The sequence below is a fragment of the Gordonia sp. UCD-TK1 genome, assembly GCF_001691435.1.
Classification (GTDB): Bacteria; Actinomycetota; Actinomycetes; order Mycobacteriales; family Mycobacteriaceae; genus Gordonia; species Gordonia hongkongensis.
The window spans coordinates 20886-36082 of record NZ_LZMP01000090.1 but is presented as its reverse complement, the minus strand read 5'-3'; the positions used below and the strand labels follow the sequence as shown (position 1 = coordinate 36082).

Genomic DNA, 15197 nt, shown 5'->3' with positions numbered 1-15197 from the left:
TACGAGTAAGGCCCAGGAGAACAAGTGCCCAGTACCTCTGCGAACACTCCGTCCGCAATCAGCAAGGTCCTCATCGCCAACCGTGGCGAAATCGCTGTCCGCGTGATCCGCGCCGCCCGGGATGCAGGCATCGCGAGCGTCGCGGTCTACGCCGAGCCCGACGCGAACGCACTGTTCGTCAAACTCGCCGACGAGGCTTTCGCACTGGGCGGGCAGACATCGGCGGAGTCGTACCTGGTCTTCGACAAGATCCTCGACGCGGCCAAGAAGTCCGGAGCCGACGCGATCCACCCGGGTTACGGCTTCCTGTCGGAGAACGGCGACTTCGCGCAGGCCGTCATCGACGCCGGGCTGATCTGGATCGGTCCGTCCCCGCAGTCGATCCGTGACCTCGGCGACAAGGTGACCGCGCGCCACATCGCGCTCAAGGCCGACGCACCGATGGCCCCCGGCACCAAGGATCCGGTGAAGGACGCCGACGAGGTCGTCGCCTTCGCCCAGGAGCACGGCGTGCCGGTCGCCATCAAGGCGGCATTCGGCGGCGGTGGACGTGGCATGAAGGTCGCGTACACGATCGAGGAGATCCCGCACCTTTTCGAGTCGGCCACCCGCGAGGCCGTCGCGGCGTTCGGTCGCGGCGAGTGCTTCGTCGAGCGCTACCTCGACAAGGCCCGCCACGTAGAGGCCCAGGTCATCGCCGACCAGCACGGCAACGTCATCGTCGCCGGCACCCGCGACTGCTCGCTGCAGCGTCGATTCCAGAAGCTGGTCGAGGAGGCCCCGGCCCCGTTCCTGACCGACGAGCAGCGCACCAAGATCCACGAGTCCGCCAAGGCCATCTGCCGCGAGGCCGGCTACTACGGCGCCGGCACGGTCGAGTTCCTGGTCGGCAGCGACGGGCTGGTCTCGTTCCTCGAGGTCAACACCCGCCTGCAGGTGGAGCACCCGGTCACCGAGGAGACCGCGGGCATCGACCTCGTGCGTCAGCAGTTCCGCATCGCCAACGGCGAGAAGCTGGAGTTCACCGAGGACCCGACCCCGCGCGGCCACGCCTTCGAGTTCCGCATCAACGGTGAGGACGCCGGCCGCAACTTCCTGCCCGCCCCGGGGCCGATCTCGGTCTACAAGGAGCCGACCGGCCCCGGCGTCCGCGTCGACTCCGGCGTCGTCGAGGGCGACGTCATCGGCGGCCAGTTCGACTCGATGCTGGCCAAGCTGATCGTCACCGGCGAGACCCGCGAGCAGGCGCTGGAGCGTTCGCGTCGTGCGCTCGCCGAGTTCGAGGTCGAGGGCCTGGCGACGGTCATCCCGTTCCACCGGCACATCGTCTCCAATCCCGCCTTCATCGGCGACGGCGAGAAGTTCGACGTCTACACCAAGTGGATCGAGACCGATTGGGACAACCCGATCGAGCCGTACACCGGCGGCGAGCCCATCGAAGACGACGAGGCCGCCCCGCGGCAGAACGTCGTCGTCGAGGTCGGCGGCCGTCGCGTCGAGGTGTCGCTGCCCGGCGATCTCGCCCTCGGTGGCGGTGGTGGCTCGGCCAACGGCGTCGTCCGCAAGAAGCCGAAGGCACGTTCGCGCAAAAAGGGTGGCGGCGCAGCCGTTTCCGGCGACGCCGTGGCCGCTCCGATGCAGGGCACCGTCGTCAAGGTCGCCGTCGAGGAGGGCCAGGAGGTCGCCGCCGGCGATCTGGTCGTCGTCCTCGAGGCCATGAAGATGGAGAACCCGGTCACCGCCCACAAGGACGGCGTCGTCACCGGCCTCACCATCGAGGCCGGCGCTGCCGTCACCCAGGGCACGGTGCTGCTCGAGCTGAAGTAAGACACACCGCTCCCTCGCTGCCTGAGGTGCGAGCGCCCCTGCTCCCTGAGGTGCGAGGAGCGCAAGCGACGAGCCTCGAAGGGCGGGCGTACAACAAGGCAATGCAACCAGTCGAGATCAACGCCGGGACGTGGTATCTGCGTGCGCTTCGTGCGGACGAGCGGATCACCGACGTCCCGGCGTTGTCTCATCTCGAGGTCGACGACCCCGCCGCGTTCGTCGCTGCGGCGCAGCGTGACTGGGAGTCGGAGACACGATTCGTCTGGGCGATCTGCATCCCCACCACCGGTGAGCTCATCGCCCTGATCGGGGTCACGCCGAACGGCTCGTCGGGCCGCCTGTGGGGCCAGGCCCGCGACGGCTACGACGAGGCGCTCGACACCGCCGTCGGGCCGGTCTCGAGGTTTGCCGAGAATGCGCTCGGTCTGGTTGTCGAGCAACCGCTCTCGCGCGTTGTTCGCTGAGAGCGGCATCATGGGCCTGGCGACGTGGTGGCGCATTCGGCGCATGACCGACCCCGTGCCGGGGATGCTTCGCGTCAAGGTGTGCGCCCAACCAGAGACCGCAGTGGAGTCCGCCTACTATTCGGCGCGGATCATCGGCACCGTGACCGCCCCACAGCTGACGGGGAGGTTGGTCACCTTCGACTGCACCGTGCAGGCGAAACGATGCCCGCGGTCTGGTCAGTCGATCCCGGTCGTCGTGGACCGGGCCGATCCCGATCGGATCGCGATCCGTTGGGATCGGGTTCCGGTGCGCGCCGAGCGGCTATAGATCGCGGTGCACTCAGTTACGCAACCCGATGCCACGGCTCTCGACGGCATACGGCGCGGGGCACCACACTCGGGCCGTCTTACCGCTTCTCGCCTTCTGCCACGAACTCTGCACGAACTTCTTCCCGAACAGCTTGGGGTTGACTGTGTTGAAGCAGACCGCATATGCCTGGTACGAACCGTTTCCGCCCTTGCACAACGCATCTGAGTAGGTGAAGCCCCCACCCTTGGTGCACTGGGTCGGCGCTGCGGATGCTTCACTTGCTCCGCCCACCGCGAGTGTCAGTGCCGCAGCGCTCGCAACCATCGTGGCGGTCAATCGTTTTCTCATTGGTCATCCCTTCCGATGCGCGAAGTGCGCGGATCGAAGACTCCACGCATTGGACGAAATCTACGGTGCAAGATCAAGCAGGTCTGTCCTCCGGACCGGTGAATTGTCCCACCTCACTGTCCGACTCCGATCACCTTGATCGTCTCTGTGGCCACGATCGGCTGTCCACCAATGGGCGGGGTCACCGACACCGTGATCCGGTAGTCGCCCGGTACGGTGATCGATGGCATCTGGCTGAACGTCCGCCCGCCGCTGCATTCATCGCTCCGGTACCGTTCATCGACATCGCCTGGACCGGTCACATCGATCACCACCGCACAGTCATCCGACTCGAGGTCGCCGTCCTCCGACCGCGACGTCCAGCTCACTCCCGGGAAGCTCGTACCGCCGCGTCGATTGAGCTGGATCATCTTGTCTCCCACTTTGTCCCCGCTGTAGAACTCCAGCTTCACAGACCGGATCGCATCGACGTCGGCACTCGCTTCAGCACTGGTCCCCGACGAGTATGCGGCGGCACCGGTGGAGACCGCGGTCGTGGAGCTGGTGGCCTGAGTGGCGGTGACGGTTGCGGTCACCGTCTCCGGCGCAGGCGCCTGCTCCTCCGCACACCCTGTGATCACACCCAGAGCGGCGATCCCGATGATTCCCAGCACGATCCGACGCATGTGCGACCCTTTCTCAGTACCGACAGACACGGCATCGTCCCACGGCTCGATACGGACAGCGCGCTCAACGGATGGCCCGCGGCTCAAATTGGTACGGACGGACTACACGTCCAGACAAGGGCGCCCCGGTCGAGCAGGCTTCGATCAGCACATGGCCCAAGCGCCGTACTCGGAGCGGTCCTCGTCGCGTTCAGCGATCTGCCCGTTGATCCAGATCGCGCAGTACACGTAGCTCGCGTTGTCGTTCTGGATGTCTGCCGAGATGTACTGGCCGTACTCCTTGTACTCGGTGAAGCTCGACGATCCGCACCAGAGTCTGTTGTTCCGCTCCGAGAGCTGGACCCGCTGATCGTAGTGGCGGTTGCCGTTGTCGTATTCGACGTCGTTGCCGTACCGCTCGGACGAACAGAATACGGTCTTCACGCGGTCGTACTGGTCGGTGATCACGGCCTCGGCAGGGACCGCGAGTGCGAGCGCGGGGATGATGGCTCCGGCGCCGATGAGAGCCGTGCGGATGATCTTGCGCATTTCAATTCTCCTTGTGTAGCGATGTTCCAGGTGACGCCGCGGACACAGCGCACGTGTGCGTGTCGGACGGAATTCACCCGGGTGATTGACAGGGCCGACCAGGAAATCGTCTGGTCGCCCGACAGCCGATGGATGCCTACTGCATGTCGACTCCTCGGAAGCACGACTCGCATGCGGTACGGACGCGGGCGATGCCCGTTCGGATTCGTCCGCGCCGGCCACACAGTTCGCAGATCGTGCTGGACTCCTCCACGCTGGCGTCGATCAGGAGCTCGCAGACACCGCGGGTGAATTCGTCGACCGAGTCTCCGTAGTTCACGTAGCAGCGCAGGACCCCGAACTTCTCCTTGATCTGCACGTAGGTGAAATCGTCGGTGACGGCGGTGAGTTGACGATGGAGACGGACCAGAAGCGGATACCACCCTGTGTTGACGGAACAGTCAACGGCCGGAGGCGCCATCGCGTCGGGAAGTCGGACAGGCTCCGGCATCACGCGACGCCGCGTTCGGTGGCGATTGCCGAGTCGTCAGAATCCACGCCCGCCAGCGCGTTCAGGGCGTCGGCCAGCAGTCGGTCGATGGCCGAGTAGACAGCCCCGCAGGTGCTCTCGATCTTGCGCACGTTGTTCGCGATCGCACCGGCAGACTTCTTGATCTCGTCGATCTTTTCGAGTTGTTTGACTGCGGCGGTGATCTTCTCCTCCGCGGTGTTGATCTCCTGCGCGCCCGACCTGGTGGCCGCAGCCAGGGATGCGGTCCGCAGGAGCATGACGACCGCACGCATGAGGTCGGGGTCATCGGCAGTCGGGTCGAAAGCGAGCACGATTCGACGCCGACCGAGCACGCGGATCGTCTCACCGCAGTTCTGTTCCACGGACCGGACCAGGCCGATCGCGGCAGTGGCGTTCCGGTTTCGTTCAGCTTCGTCGAAGTACGCCCCCCAATGATCCCGCTTCGAGTCGGTCACCTCGACGACGACGCGCGCGCCTCCGCCGTCGACGACCAGCACGCCGTCGCCCTTCTTGCAGCGAACGACCGAGCCGACGACGGCACCGGTTTCGAGGTACTCATCCCCGAGGCCGGCGGCGACCTGGTGGAGAACCTGATGGATCTCGGCCTCGTAGGTGCTCCCCTTGATCGGGGACACCTTGCTCACCGACGCTTTCGCCTCGGCTACCTTCAACGCCGTGACCACCTCGTCGAGCCGACGGGCCACCGCCGAGTGCTGTTCTGCGAGTTGGGCAGTCAGAGCGTCCTGACGCTTGGCGAGGTCTGCGGTGTGCTTGGCCATGGGAGATGTCGGGTCGGCAGGATCGAACTGTTTGGCCGCCTTGGCGAGCAGTTCGCTGGTGTTCTCGGCGGCTCGTTTGTCGAGGTTCGCGGCAAAACGTTCGAGCAGTGGCGCGAAGCGGTCGACGACCTCCGGGTCGGTACCTCCGAACAGCCGTTTGAGTTCGGCTTCGGTCTCGCGGCGCATCAGTGCAATGGCGTCCGAGAGTGACTTGCGAGTTGCCTCGTCGGCTTCGCGAAGGTTCTTCTGCGCTTCCGCGGCAGCCTTGCTGACGGCCTCCGACGCGGCTTTCACGCTGCGGTCGGTCATCGAAGCGGCCTCTGCCGTCGACGACGCAGCCCTCTCACCGAGTTCGGTGATCATGCGCTCGAGCGCACGCGATTCCTGGGCGTCGCCGGTCGCCGACAGGGCGTGAGAACCAATGGTGATCGCCTTGGCAACGAAATCTTCGAGGTCCGCCTCGACGAGGGTCGCCTGGTCTTCGACGATCGGCCCTCGTTCGCCGGTGGTCCATCGCTGCGCTTCGCGGACAACGTCTTTGTCTCGGAGTGTCACCCCTTCGATGACGACGGCTGCGGCCAGTTCATCAAAGTGTGCGGGTGCTTTCGGTTCGGTCATTTCAGCTCCTCCCGGTCTGGCCGACCAAGGGGATCGGCTGCCGAACACAGACTGCGCCAGGGCCGAAGTCTGCCGATAACATGTCACTGTTAAGCCGCCTTAACAGTGAGACGAACCTTGTACAAGTGCCGGCTGGGTAGTGTTCTCCGAGAAACGATGAGCAGTCGACAAGGGCGAGGAGGTGACCGCAATGACCACACTGACGATGCAGGACATCGCCGACCTGGCGAGAGTAACGCGGCCGGCAGTCAGCCAGTGGCGCAAACGCCCGATCGTGCGCGGCGAGTCGTTCCCCTTCCCTACTGCGGTCTCGACGATCGGTGGCATCGAACATTTCGACCGCACCGAGATCGTGGAGTGGCTCGACCGAACGGGTCGTGGCAAGAACCGCGCCGAACAACATCTGGACGTCGACGCTCTGGCAGTGCCGGAGCACGTCCGGTTCGACGATGTCGTTTGCCTACTGGCTCTGTACGCGTTGTCAGGAGTCGACTTCGCGGATGCATCACACGGCGAACTGACCACTGCGGCCGCGCGAGTCGACCCTGACGATCAACTGATCCGACGCGAAATCGACGCGTTCACGGCAACATCGGATTCGGTGCGGTTCACCGAGCAGCTCGTCGACGCCTCCCTGGGCACACCTGATGCGCTGACGCGTCTGGAGCGAGGACGGTTGGGCAGAGCACGCGGCGTACGCGACCTGACCCCCGACGCTCTGGGTCTCGTCCGCGGAGTTGTCGGCGCCGCAGTGGTGCACCTCGACGCAGATGTGTCTATCGTCCCGGCCGGCGACCCGACCCTGGCGCTCGCGTGCGCCGACCTGGCGTCGGAGCTGGTCGTCCGGGGCACCGACAGCGAGGCCCGGGATCTCCGGCGGCGAGCGGCGATCGCGAGAGTCGACGTGAGCACCGCCGTACAGGCACGCGGCGCAGGTGTCGCCTCGCTCATCGGGTCCGAGGTGTGCGATGTGCTGGAAGCTGTGGATGCACTCCTTCTCGATCTGCGGGACGGCGACGTCGCGGTGGTCATGGCACCTGCGGCCGCGCTCACCGATCACCTCGCCGGCGACTTGCAGATCCGCCGATCCGAGACGCTCAAGATCGGCAGTGTCGTTGCGGCACTACGCCTTCCGCGCGGTCTCTGGCGCGAGGCACATCGGCAAAGCCAGGCTTTGTGGATCTGTCGGGGCGGGACGGATTCGGACCTCATCGGCACTGCCGACCTGGACAGGTTCTCCGTCGACGACCTGGGCGACCTCGCCAGCGACGTCACCGCGATCCTCGACCGGGATGCCCGGCGCGCCCACCGGTATTTTCGGTCGCGCGAATTGATCGCGATCCGGGGAAGCGGCACGGTCGTTCCCCGCGGGACCAGTGCGCCGCGCCTCCGATCCCGCGCGCTCGCCGACCACGCTGACCGTGTCCACCACGCCACGCTGCAGACGTCGACTCCCGCACGCACGGTGGACGTGCTCATCAAGGCAGCGTCCGGACGGTTCCGGACGCACGATCAGTCGCTAGCCGAGTTACAGGAGAGCAAACTCATCACGGTGCGCTCGGGAAACCGCTTCGACGAGTCGGATGCCGACCCACATGGAACGGTGATTGTCTTGCCGGAAGGAACGCTACGCTTCGATCCGTTCGATGCGGCGCAACGCTATCCACGCGCCCGACGAACCGATCCGGGCGACATCGTGTTCGTCGAGAAGCCGGTCCCGCACGCGGTCATCGACAACGTGGGCGGGTCGCTGGTGAAGGCTCCAGCGAAGCTCCTGCGAATCGACCCGCGGGCGCCGCTCGGTCCCCACACGCTCGCGGCGATCATCAACTCGCGATGCGAACCCGGCTCCGAGTGGCAGACCTGGCGTGTACCCGGGCTCACCTCTACCGAGTCCGACCAACTCGAACGAGCTCTCGCCGACGTCGCGGACTACCAGCGCGCCGTCGAGCGAAAGGTGGCGGCCGCCAGAGAACTGACCGTCGCGCTCATCGATGGCGTCGCCGCCGGCGACATCTCCCTTGACACCACCGAAACCACACCGGGCATAACAGCCGTGAGGACAACGGCGGGGCGGGGATGAGTGGTCGATGACCGCTCCCCTGTCCCAACCGCAGCTTCGATAGAGAGGAACCACCAATGGCCGCGAGGCGCAAGGCAGAGCCGTCGGCTCCGTCGACGATGAAAGAGCTCAAGGACACACTGTGGAAAGCGGCGGACAAGCTCCGCGGGTCGCTGTCGGCGAGTCAGTACAAGGACGTGATCCTGGGGCTGGTCTTCCTCAAGTACGTCTCGGATGCGTACGACGAACGCCGAGAAGACATCCGACGCGAACTGGCCGATGACGGTTTCGACGAGTCGCAGATAGCCGATGTCATCGACGACGCCGGCGAGTACCAGGGTGCCGGGGTCTTCGTGGTCCCGCCGATCGCACGCTGGTCATTTCTGGCGGACAACGCCAAGGGTCTCGCCTCCGACGACGGTTCGCCAGACAAGAACATCGGCCAATTGATTGACGAGGCGATGGACGCGGTCATCGCCGCCAACAAGTCGCTTGCCGGCACGCTTCCGCGAATCTACAACCGCGACAACATCGATCAGCGTCGCCTGGGCGAGCTCGTTGACCTGTTCAACAGCGCCCGGTTCAGCCGCCAGGGCGAGCACAAGGCCCGCGACCTGATGGGTGAGGTCTACGAGTACTTCCTAGGCAACTTCGCTCGCGCGGAAGGCAAGAGGGGCGGAGAGTTCTTCACCCCGCGCAGCGTCGTCCGGGTGATCGTCGAGGTCCTCGAGCCGTCGAAGGGACGCGTGTACGACCCGTGTTGCGGGTCGGGTGGCATGTTCGTGCAGACCGAACAGTTCATCTACGAGCACGACGGCGACCCGAAGCAGGTCTCGGTCTATGGCCAGGAGGCCATCGAGGAGACCTGGCGGATGGCGAAGATGAACCTCGCGATCCACGGGATCGACAACAATGGTCTCGGGGCCCGGTGGGGCGACACGTTCGCCCGGGATCAGCATGCCGATCTCCAGATGGATTATGTAATGGCCAACCCACCATTCAACGTCAAAGTCTGGTCGCGCAATGAGGAGGACCCTCGTTGGAGATATGGCGTTCCACCGGCAAAGAACGCCAACTACGCGTGGCTGCAGCATATTTTGTCGAAGCTTGCCCCGGGCGGTAAGGCGGGCGTGGTGCTCGCCAACGGCTCGATGACGTCGAATAGCAACGGGGAGGGCGAGATTCGCGCCCAGATCGTTGACGCAGACTTGGTGTCATGCATGATCGCATTACCCACGCAGCTCTTCCGCAGCACCGCAATCCCGGTGTGTTTGTGGTTCTTCGCGAAAGACAAGGCGAAAGGCAAACAAGGATCCATCGATCGAAGCGGCCAGATACTGTTCATCGACGCTTCGAGGGAGAAGGGATTCATGGTCGAGCGCGCCGAACGCGCCTTGACCGATAAAGAGATCGTCAAAATCGGCGACACGTTCCATGCATGGCGTGGGTCGGCGTCGGCCGCGAGGAAGGGCATCGAGTACGAGGACGTCCCGGGGTTCTGCAAGTCTGCGTCGCTCGAGGAGATCAAGACTGCAGGCTACGCCCTGGCGCCGGGGCGGTACGTGGGAGCCGCTGAAGTCGAGGACGACGGTGAGGCCATCGACGACAAACTTGAGCGACTCAAGAGCGAACTGTGTGCGGCGCTCGCCGAGTCGGCGCGCTTGGACAAGATTGTGCGTCAGCAGATTGGGCGGCTCGATGGCTAGGCATGCGCACCTCGGTGATCTCATCCGCGTCAAGCACGGCTACGCGTTTTCCGGCAAGGAGTTTTCGGAGGACCCGGAACTGCCTGTGGTGGTCACGCCAGGAAACTTCGAGATCGGCGGTGGCTTTAAGGAAGCAAACAGGGCCAAGACTTTCGCAGGGATATACTCCGGAGAATTTGAACTTGACCCTGGGGACCTCATTCTCTCTATGACCGACCTCAGCAAGGCAGGTGACACTCTCGGGGCGCCAGCGTTCGTACCTGGCGGCCGGATCTATCTACACAACCAGCGGATCGGCCGGGTTGTTAAGTTGCCGAACACTGACATCAACACGGATTATCTCGGTTACCGGTTGCGTTTGCAGGATTTTCGCCAGTTCATCCTGTCGACTGCGACAGGAACAACAGTCCGGCACACCAGCCCTCAGAGAATTCACGAATTCGAGATCGACATACCAAGCGTGCCAACGCAAAAGTCCATCGCCGATGTTCTACGCGCGCTCGATGGGAAGATTGCGGCAAATACGCGAACACTACAAGTCCTTGACAGCCTCGGCGAGGTTGCCGTCGAGCAGAGAGCGTCGACTATATCGCCAGACAGAATCCGTTCAGTAGCAAGCATTGCGTACGGTAAAGCGCTCCCGGCAACAAAGAGATCGAGTGGCAACGTTCTGGTCTACGGCAGTGGAGGCGTAGTGGGAACCCACAACACTGCCCTGGTCGATGGCCCCGGGATAGTAATCGGAAGAAAGGGCACAGTCGGTGCGCTTCATTGGGCCGATGGGTCGCACTTCCCGATCGATACCACCTACTACGTAGTCCCAAAGGCTGGCGTGTCGCCATATATCTTGTACTACGCGCTTCGAAAGGCCAGGCTAAATGAGCTCAACTCCGACTCGGCGGTACCGGGTCTCAATCGCGATGAAGCATATGACCAGCAGGTGAGGGTTCCGTCTGGCTCGGCGAGCGAACCGCTCGCGGAACAACTTGAGCGTCAGTTCGAGCTTGCGAGGTCTCTACGTGACCAATCCCGACGACTAGCACACACCCGCGACCAATTGATCCCCCTCCTGATGTCCGGCAAGGTGACCGTCATGGACATCGAGGGCAACATCGAAGACATAGTCTGACACCAAGACCGCATACAGGCCAGTGTCACCCACCCAAGAACACAGTCAAAGGATCACCAAGTGAGCGTATTTCTCGAATCCGAGTGGGAGACGTTGGCACTCGAGTGGCTGGCCGATCAGGAATGGCAGCCCACGCACGGTTCCGAGATCGCGCCCGGCACCGAGGACGGCCGGACGTCGTGGGACGACATCGTCCTACCCGGACGGCTTCTCACCAAGATGCGCGAGCTGAATCCCGATGTGCCCTACGAGTATCTCGTTCAGGCGAGGGCGGCCATTCTGGCTTCTGAGTCAGGAGACCCGCTCGCCGAGAACCATCGCCTACACGAGATTTTCGTCAAGGGATTCCGCGGTATCTCCTACGTCGATCACGAAGGCCTCGAGCAGACACCTACTATCCGCCTGATCGGCGCCCGCCCCGAAGACAACGAGATGCTCGCGGTCCAGCAGGTGACCGTGCGCAACTCAGAGCATCAGCGTCGTTTCGATGTGGTGCTGTACCTCAACGGCCTGCCGGTCGCGTTCTTCGAACTCAAACAAGCCGGTTCGGCGCAGGCGGACCTGGCGTCCGCCCACGCTCAGCTCCAGACCTACTTGCGCGAGTTCCCGATGGTGTTCCGGTTCGCGGTCGTGTCGGTGATCAGCGATGTGATCACCGCCCGATACGGCACGCCGTTCACACCTCTCGAACACTTCGCACCGTGGAACGTCGACGATGACGGCAAGCCCATCGCGTCGGGCCACCCGACCGACCCCGAGAAGATGGGACTCGAACTCGAGTACCTGATCGACGGTGTCTTCAATCCCGAACGATTCCTGCAGATCCAGCGGAACTTCACGGCCTTCGACGCCGGCGCCGACGGCTACCTGAAGCGAATCGCGAAGCCGCATCAATACTTCGCGGTCACCAAGGCTGTTGGTAATACCGTCGCTGCTGCGGAGAGCAACGGCAAGGCCGGCGTCGTGTGGCACACCCAGGGATCGGGCAAGTCCATGGAGATGGAGCTCTACGCCCACCTCGTGGCACGTCAGCCGAAGCTCAAGAACCCGACGATCATCGTGGTCACCGACCGACGCGAACTCGACGGCCAGTTGTTCGAGACCTTCAACCGGTCCGAACTCCTCGACGAATCGCCAGTGAAAGTCACGTCGCGAGAGCAACTCCGCGACGAGCTGACCAACCGGACAACCGGCGGCATCTACTTCACCACCCTGCAGAAGTTCAGTCGCACACAGGCCGAGCGCGAGGCCGGCGCCGACCACCCGCTGTTGACCGATCGTCGCAACGTGATCGTCGTCGTCGACGAGGCGCACCGCAGTCACTACGACGACCTCGACGGTTATGCCCGACATCTCGCCGATGCGGTGCCGCACGCGACCCTGATCGCGTTCACCGGTACACCGATCTCGTTCGCCGAACGCAACACTCGAGAAGTCTTCGGCCCCTACATCGACATCTACGACCTCACCCGGGCGGTCGACGACGGCGCCACCGTGCCGGTCTACTTCGAGCCGCGACTGATCCGGGTCGGCCTCACCGAGGACGTGACCGAGGACGATCTCGACCGCGCCGCCGACGAGGCGACCCGCGGCCTCGACGACGCCGAACGCGCCCAGATCGAGAAGTCCGTGGCCGTCATCAACGCGGTGTACGGCGCCCCTGAACGTGTGAAGGCGCTCGCTGCCAACATCGTCGACCACTGGGGCGGTCGGTCGGCGTCCATGGAGACCTTCATCTCGACGCCCGGTAAGGCGTTCATCGTCACCGCAACCCGCGACATCGCCGCCCGGCTCTACGAGGAGATCGTCACACTCCGCCCGGAGTGGCACGACGACGCCGTCGACCGAGGAGTCATCAAGGTCGTCTACTCCGGCAGCGCCAAGGACCAGGGCCTAGTCGCTAAACACGTTCGGCGAGATGCACAGAACAAGATCATCCAGAAGCGCCTGAAGGACCCCGACGACGAACTGCAGATCGTCATCGTCAAGGACATGATGCTCACCGGGTTCGACGCCCCGCCATTGCACACGCTGTATCTCGACCGCCCACTCAAGGGCGCCCTGCTCATGCAGACCTTGGCACGAGTGAACCGGACCTTTCGAGGAAAGCCGTCCGGCCTGCTCGTCGCGTACGCTCCCCTGGCCGACAACCTGCACAAGGCACTCGCCGAGTACACCGAGACCGACCAGGCACAGCAACCGGTCGGCCGGAACATCGACGAGGCGGTCGCACTCACCCAGCAGCTGCTCGCACAACTCGATGACGTGTGCTCCGGATACGACTGGCGAAGCAAGGCCAAGGACCCCGACCGCGGGTGGATGAAAGCGGCCATCGGCTTGACCGAGTACCTGCGCTCGCCCGAAACCCCGGGCAACGCAGGGTCCGAAGACGAGGAGACTCTCGGCGGACGCTACCGCTCCCTCTCCGCCCATCTCGCAAGAGCCTGGGCACTAGCCGGTGGAGAGAAGTCGCTCGGCGAGTTGCGGCCGACGGTCCAGTTCTACGAAGAAGTCCGCGTCTGGATGGGCAAGTTCGACGCCGCCGACCGGCAGGCCGAAGGTCGCCCGGTTCCGGAGGAGATCAAACGCCTGCTGTCGTCGTTGGTGGCGCGCTCCACCGCGAGCGGTGAGATCGTCGACATCTACGACGCGGCAGGACTTCCCAAGCCGCCGTTGTCCGACCTCGGGCCCGACTTCGAGACCAAGGCCAAGGCCGCCACCAACCCGCATCTGGCGATCGAAGCGCTTCGCGCGACCCTGACCGAGGAATCTGCGCGTGCAACGCGGAACAACGTCGTTCGGCAGCGTGACTTCTCCGAGCGGATCACCGATCTGATGAAGCGCTACACCAACCAACAGATCACCTCCGCCGAAGTCATCGCCGAGCTCATCGCGATGGCCAAAGAAGTGGCGGCGGAGGGAAGCCGCGGTGAACGCTTCTCACCCGCTCTGAGCGAGGACGAACTCGCCTTCTACGACGCCGTTGCGAAGAACGAGTCGGCGGTCGAGTTCCAGGGCGACGAAGTCCTCGCCCAGATTGCGCGCGAGTTGGTCCGGATCATGCAGCGCGACACCAAATTCGACTGGACCGTCCGCGACGACGTGCGCGCGAAACTGCGGTCCTCCATCAAACGCTTGCTGGTCAAGTACAAATACCCGCCGGACAAGCAGCCGGCCGCCATCACCACGGTGTTCGAGCAGATGGAGATGATGGCACCTAGGTTCGCAGCAGAGAACGCCCCGGGAGACGACGATGACTGAGCACTGGATCGATTGGTCCTCTGATGCACGCGATCGATTCACGCGTGTCATCTCCGATCTGAGGGAGCTGTCGCTCCTCCCTGACACGACGTCCGCAGACGACATCAGTTCGCTCGTGTCGGACATGCTTGATCGGCGCGATCAGATCGCCATCAAAACGTGGGACTCCAAGGCGTCCGAAATCCCGGTGCAGGATGGAAAAACCGCTCTGCGCCAGGTTTCCGAAGTGCTGTACGCCGCCGACCAGGCAGTGATCGACGAGCTCGTCTCGCGGATCCCAGCGAAATCGGTTCATGAGCGGATGAACTCCGCTGCGTATCTCGCAGCCGAGATCGACGCGGCGACAGCCGAAGCAGCGACGCTCGACTCGCACCGCTCAGGTGGTCCGGCAAGTCAGCAGGATGCCACCGATACCGAACTGCTCGGCGATCCCGCCGACTACGCCGGAATCGATCCCATCGAAGACGTGGCGATTCCGCCCCGGGTCGTATGGACCGAAGCCGACCGCAAGATCGCCCTCGACGAAGCCGCCAGCACGTACGGCATCGCCCCTGGCGAGTGGTACTCGGTCGAATGGCCTCCGACCGATGGCTCACTGTGGACCCCCGGATATCTCGTCACCWCAGACCGAGAGCCGTGCGACGAACACACCGACGACCCGGACAGCGACACAGCACTCGAATGCGTCCGGTGTGAAGACTCGGTCACCACCGACATCGAGGAGATGGCCGTCTGGAAGTTCACAACCAGGCTGACCCACCACCGAATCGGTTTCGACAGCAACGGTTCTCTGGTCGTCGACCGTTTCACCGAGGAGATCGACCCGTCGTTCGAGGTACGCGAGATCACGCAAGACCCACGACTGATCCGCATCGGCCTTCCACACGGACACCGCTGACAGCGAGTTCGCACGACCCAGGCACAACTCGCTACATCAGCTGCTCGAGACGCGGGCGCGGGCCTCCGAAGACGCGCCACACGGACGGGGTGCCGCTCATGCAGTGCGT

General features: G+C 64.0%; 13 protein-coding genes. 8 read left to right on the top strand and 5 right to left on the bottom strand.

Going from position 1 to position 15197, the window contains the following annotated elements; translation table 11 throughout:
- Window positions 1–24: 24 nt before the first annotated feature.
- From A9310_RS24355 to A9310_RS24345, 3 genes are all read left to right on the top strand, one after another.
- Complete coding sequence (locus A9310_RS24355; protein ID WP_065632784.1) at window positions 25–1827, top strand: acetyl/propionyl/methylcrotonyl-CoA carboxylase subunit alpha; 1803 nt, start codon at window positions 25–27, stop codon at window positions 1825–1827.
- A gap of 101 nt (window positions 1828–1928) precedes the next feature.
- Window positions 1929–2291, top strand: coding sequence for a GNAT family N-acetyltransferase (locus A9310_RS24350; RefSeq protein WP_065632783.1), 363 nt, complete (start codon window positions 1929–1931; stop codon window positions 2289–2291).
- 43 nt (window positions 2292–2334) lie between these two features.
- Entirely contained in the window at window positions 2335–2601 is a 267-nt protein-coding gene (locus A9310_RS24345; RefSeq protein ID WP_065632782.1) for a hypothetical protein, read from the top strand.
- A 12-nt stretch (window positions 2602–2613) separates the two neighbouring features.
- Here the strand turns inward: A9310_RS24345 and A9310_RS25450 are convergent, their stop codons facing one another.
- The 5 genes from A9310_RS25450 to A9310_RS24325 all read right to left on the bottom strand — a co-directional run bounded on the left by A9310_RS25450 (window position 2614) and on the right by A9310_RS24325 (window position 6032).
- The gene (locus tag A9310_RS25450) at window positions 2614–2931 is read right to left on the bottom strand and encodes a hypothetical protein (RefSeq protein ID WP_083207517.1); all 318 of its coding nucleotides are present in this window, start codon (window positions 2929–2931) and stop codon (window positions 2614–2616) included.
- Window positions 2932–3044: 113 nt separating this feature from the next.
- On the bottom strand, window positions 3045–3596 hold the full coding sequence (locus tag A9310_RS24340; protein WP_065632781.1) for a hypothetical protein: 552 nt from the start codon (window positions 3594–3596) through the stop codon (window positions 3045–3047).
- Window positions 3597–3740: 144 nt separating this feature from the next.
- On the bottom strand, window positions 3741–4124 hold the full coding sequence (locus A9310_RS24335) for a hypothetical protein (RefSeq protein ID WP_065632780.1): 384 nt from the start codon (window positions 4122–4124) through the stop codon (window positions 3741–3743).
- A 136-nt stretch (window positions 4125–4260) separates the two neighbouring features.
- The gene (locus A9310_RS24330) at window positions 4261–4614 is read right to left on the bottom strand and encodes a hypothetical protein (RefSeq protein ID WP_065632779.1); all 354 of its coding nucleotides are present in this window, start codon (window positions 4612–4614) and stop codon (window positions 4261–4263) included.
- Window positions 4614–6032, bottom strand: a complete 1419-nt coding sequence (locus A9310_RS24325) for a Fis family transcriptional regulator (protein WP_065632778.1) — start codon at window positions 6030–6032, stop codon at window positions 4614–4616. Before A9310_RS24325 ends, A9310_RS24330 begins: the two co-directional genes overlap by 1 nt.
- A 190-nt stretch (window positions 6033–6222) precedes the next feature.
- Here A9310_RS24325 and A9310_RS24320 point away from each other — a divergent pair, with 190 nt between their 5' ends.
- The 5 genes from A9310_RS24320 to A9310_RS24300 are packed head-to-tail and all read left to right on the top strand — an operon-like array spanning window position 6223 to window position 15088.
- Window positions 6223–8115, top strand: coding sequence for a hypothetical protein (locus A9310_RS24320; RefSeq protein ID WP_065632777.1), 1893 nt, complete (start codon window positions 6223–6225; stop codon window positions 8113–8115).
- A gap of 56 nt (window positions 8116–8171) precedes the next feature.
- Window positions 8172–9800 (top strand): class I SAM-dependent DNA methyltransferase, encoded by a 1629-nt coding sequence (locus A9310_RS24315; RefSeq protein ID WP_065632776.1) that lies wholly within the window; start codon window positions 8172–8174, stop codon window positions 9798–9800.
- Window positions 9793–10929, top strand: a complete 1137-nt coding sequence (locus A9310_RS24310) for a restriction endonuclease subunit S (protein ID WP_065632775.1) — start codon at window positions 9793–9795, stop codon at window positions 10927–10929. Before A9310_RS24315 ends, A9310_RS24310 begins: the two co-directional genes overlap by 8 nt.
- 60 nt (window positions 10930–10989) lie before the next feature.
- Complete coding sequence (locus tag A9310_RS24305; protein ID WP_065632774.1) at window positions 10990–14190, top strand: type I restriction endonuclease subunit R; 3201 nt, start codon at window positions 10990–10992, stop codon at window positions 14188–14190.
- Entirely contained in the window at window positions 14183–15088 is a 906-nt protein-coding gene (locus tag A9310_RS24300; RefSeq protein WP_065632773.1) for a hypothetical protein, read from the top strand. The genes A9310_RS24305 and A9310_RS24300 overlap by 8 nt, the downstream gene beginning before the upstream one ends.
- Window positions 15089–15197 lie beyond the last annotated feature (109 nt).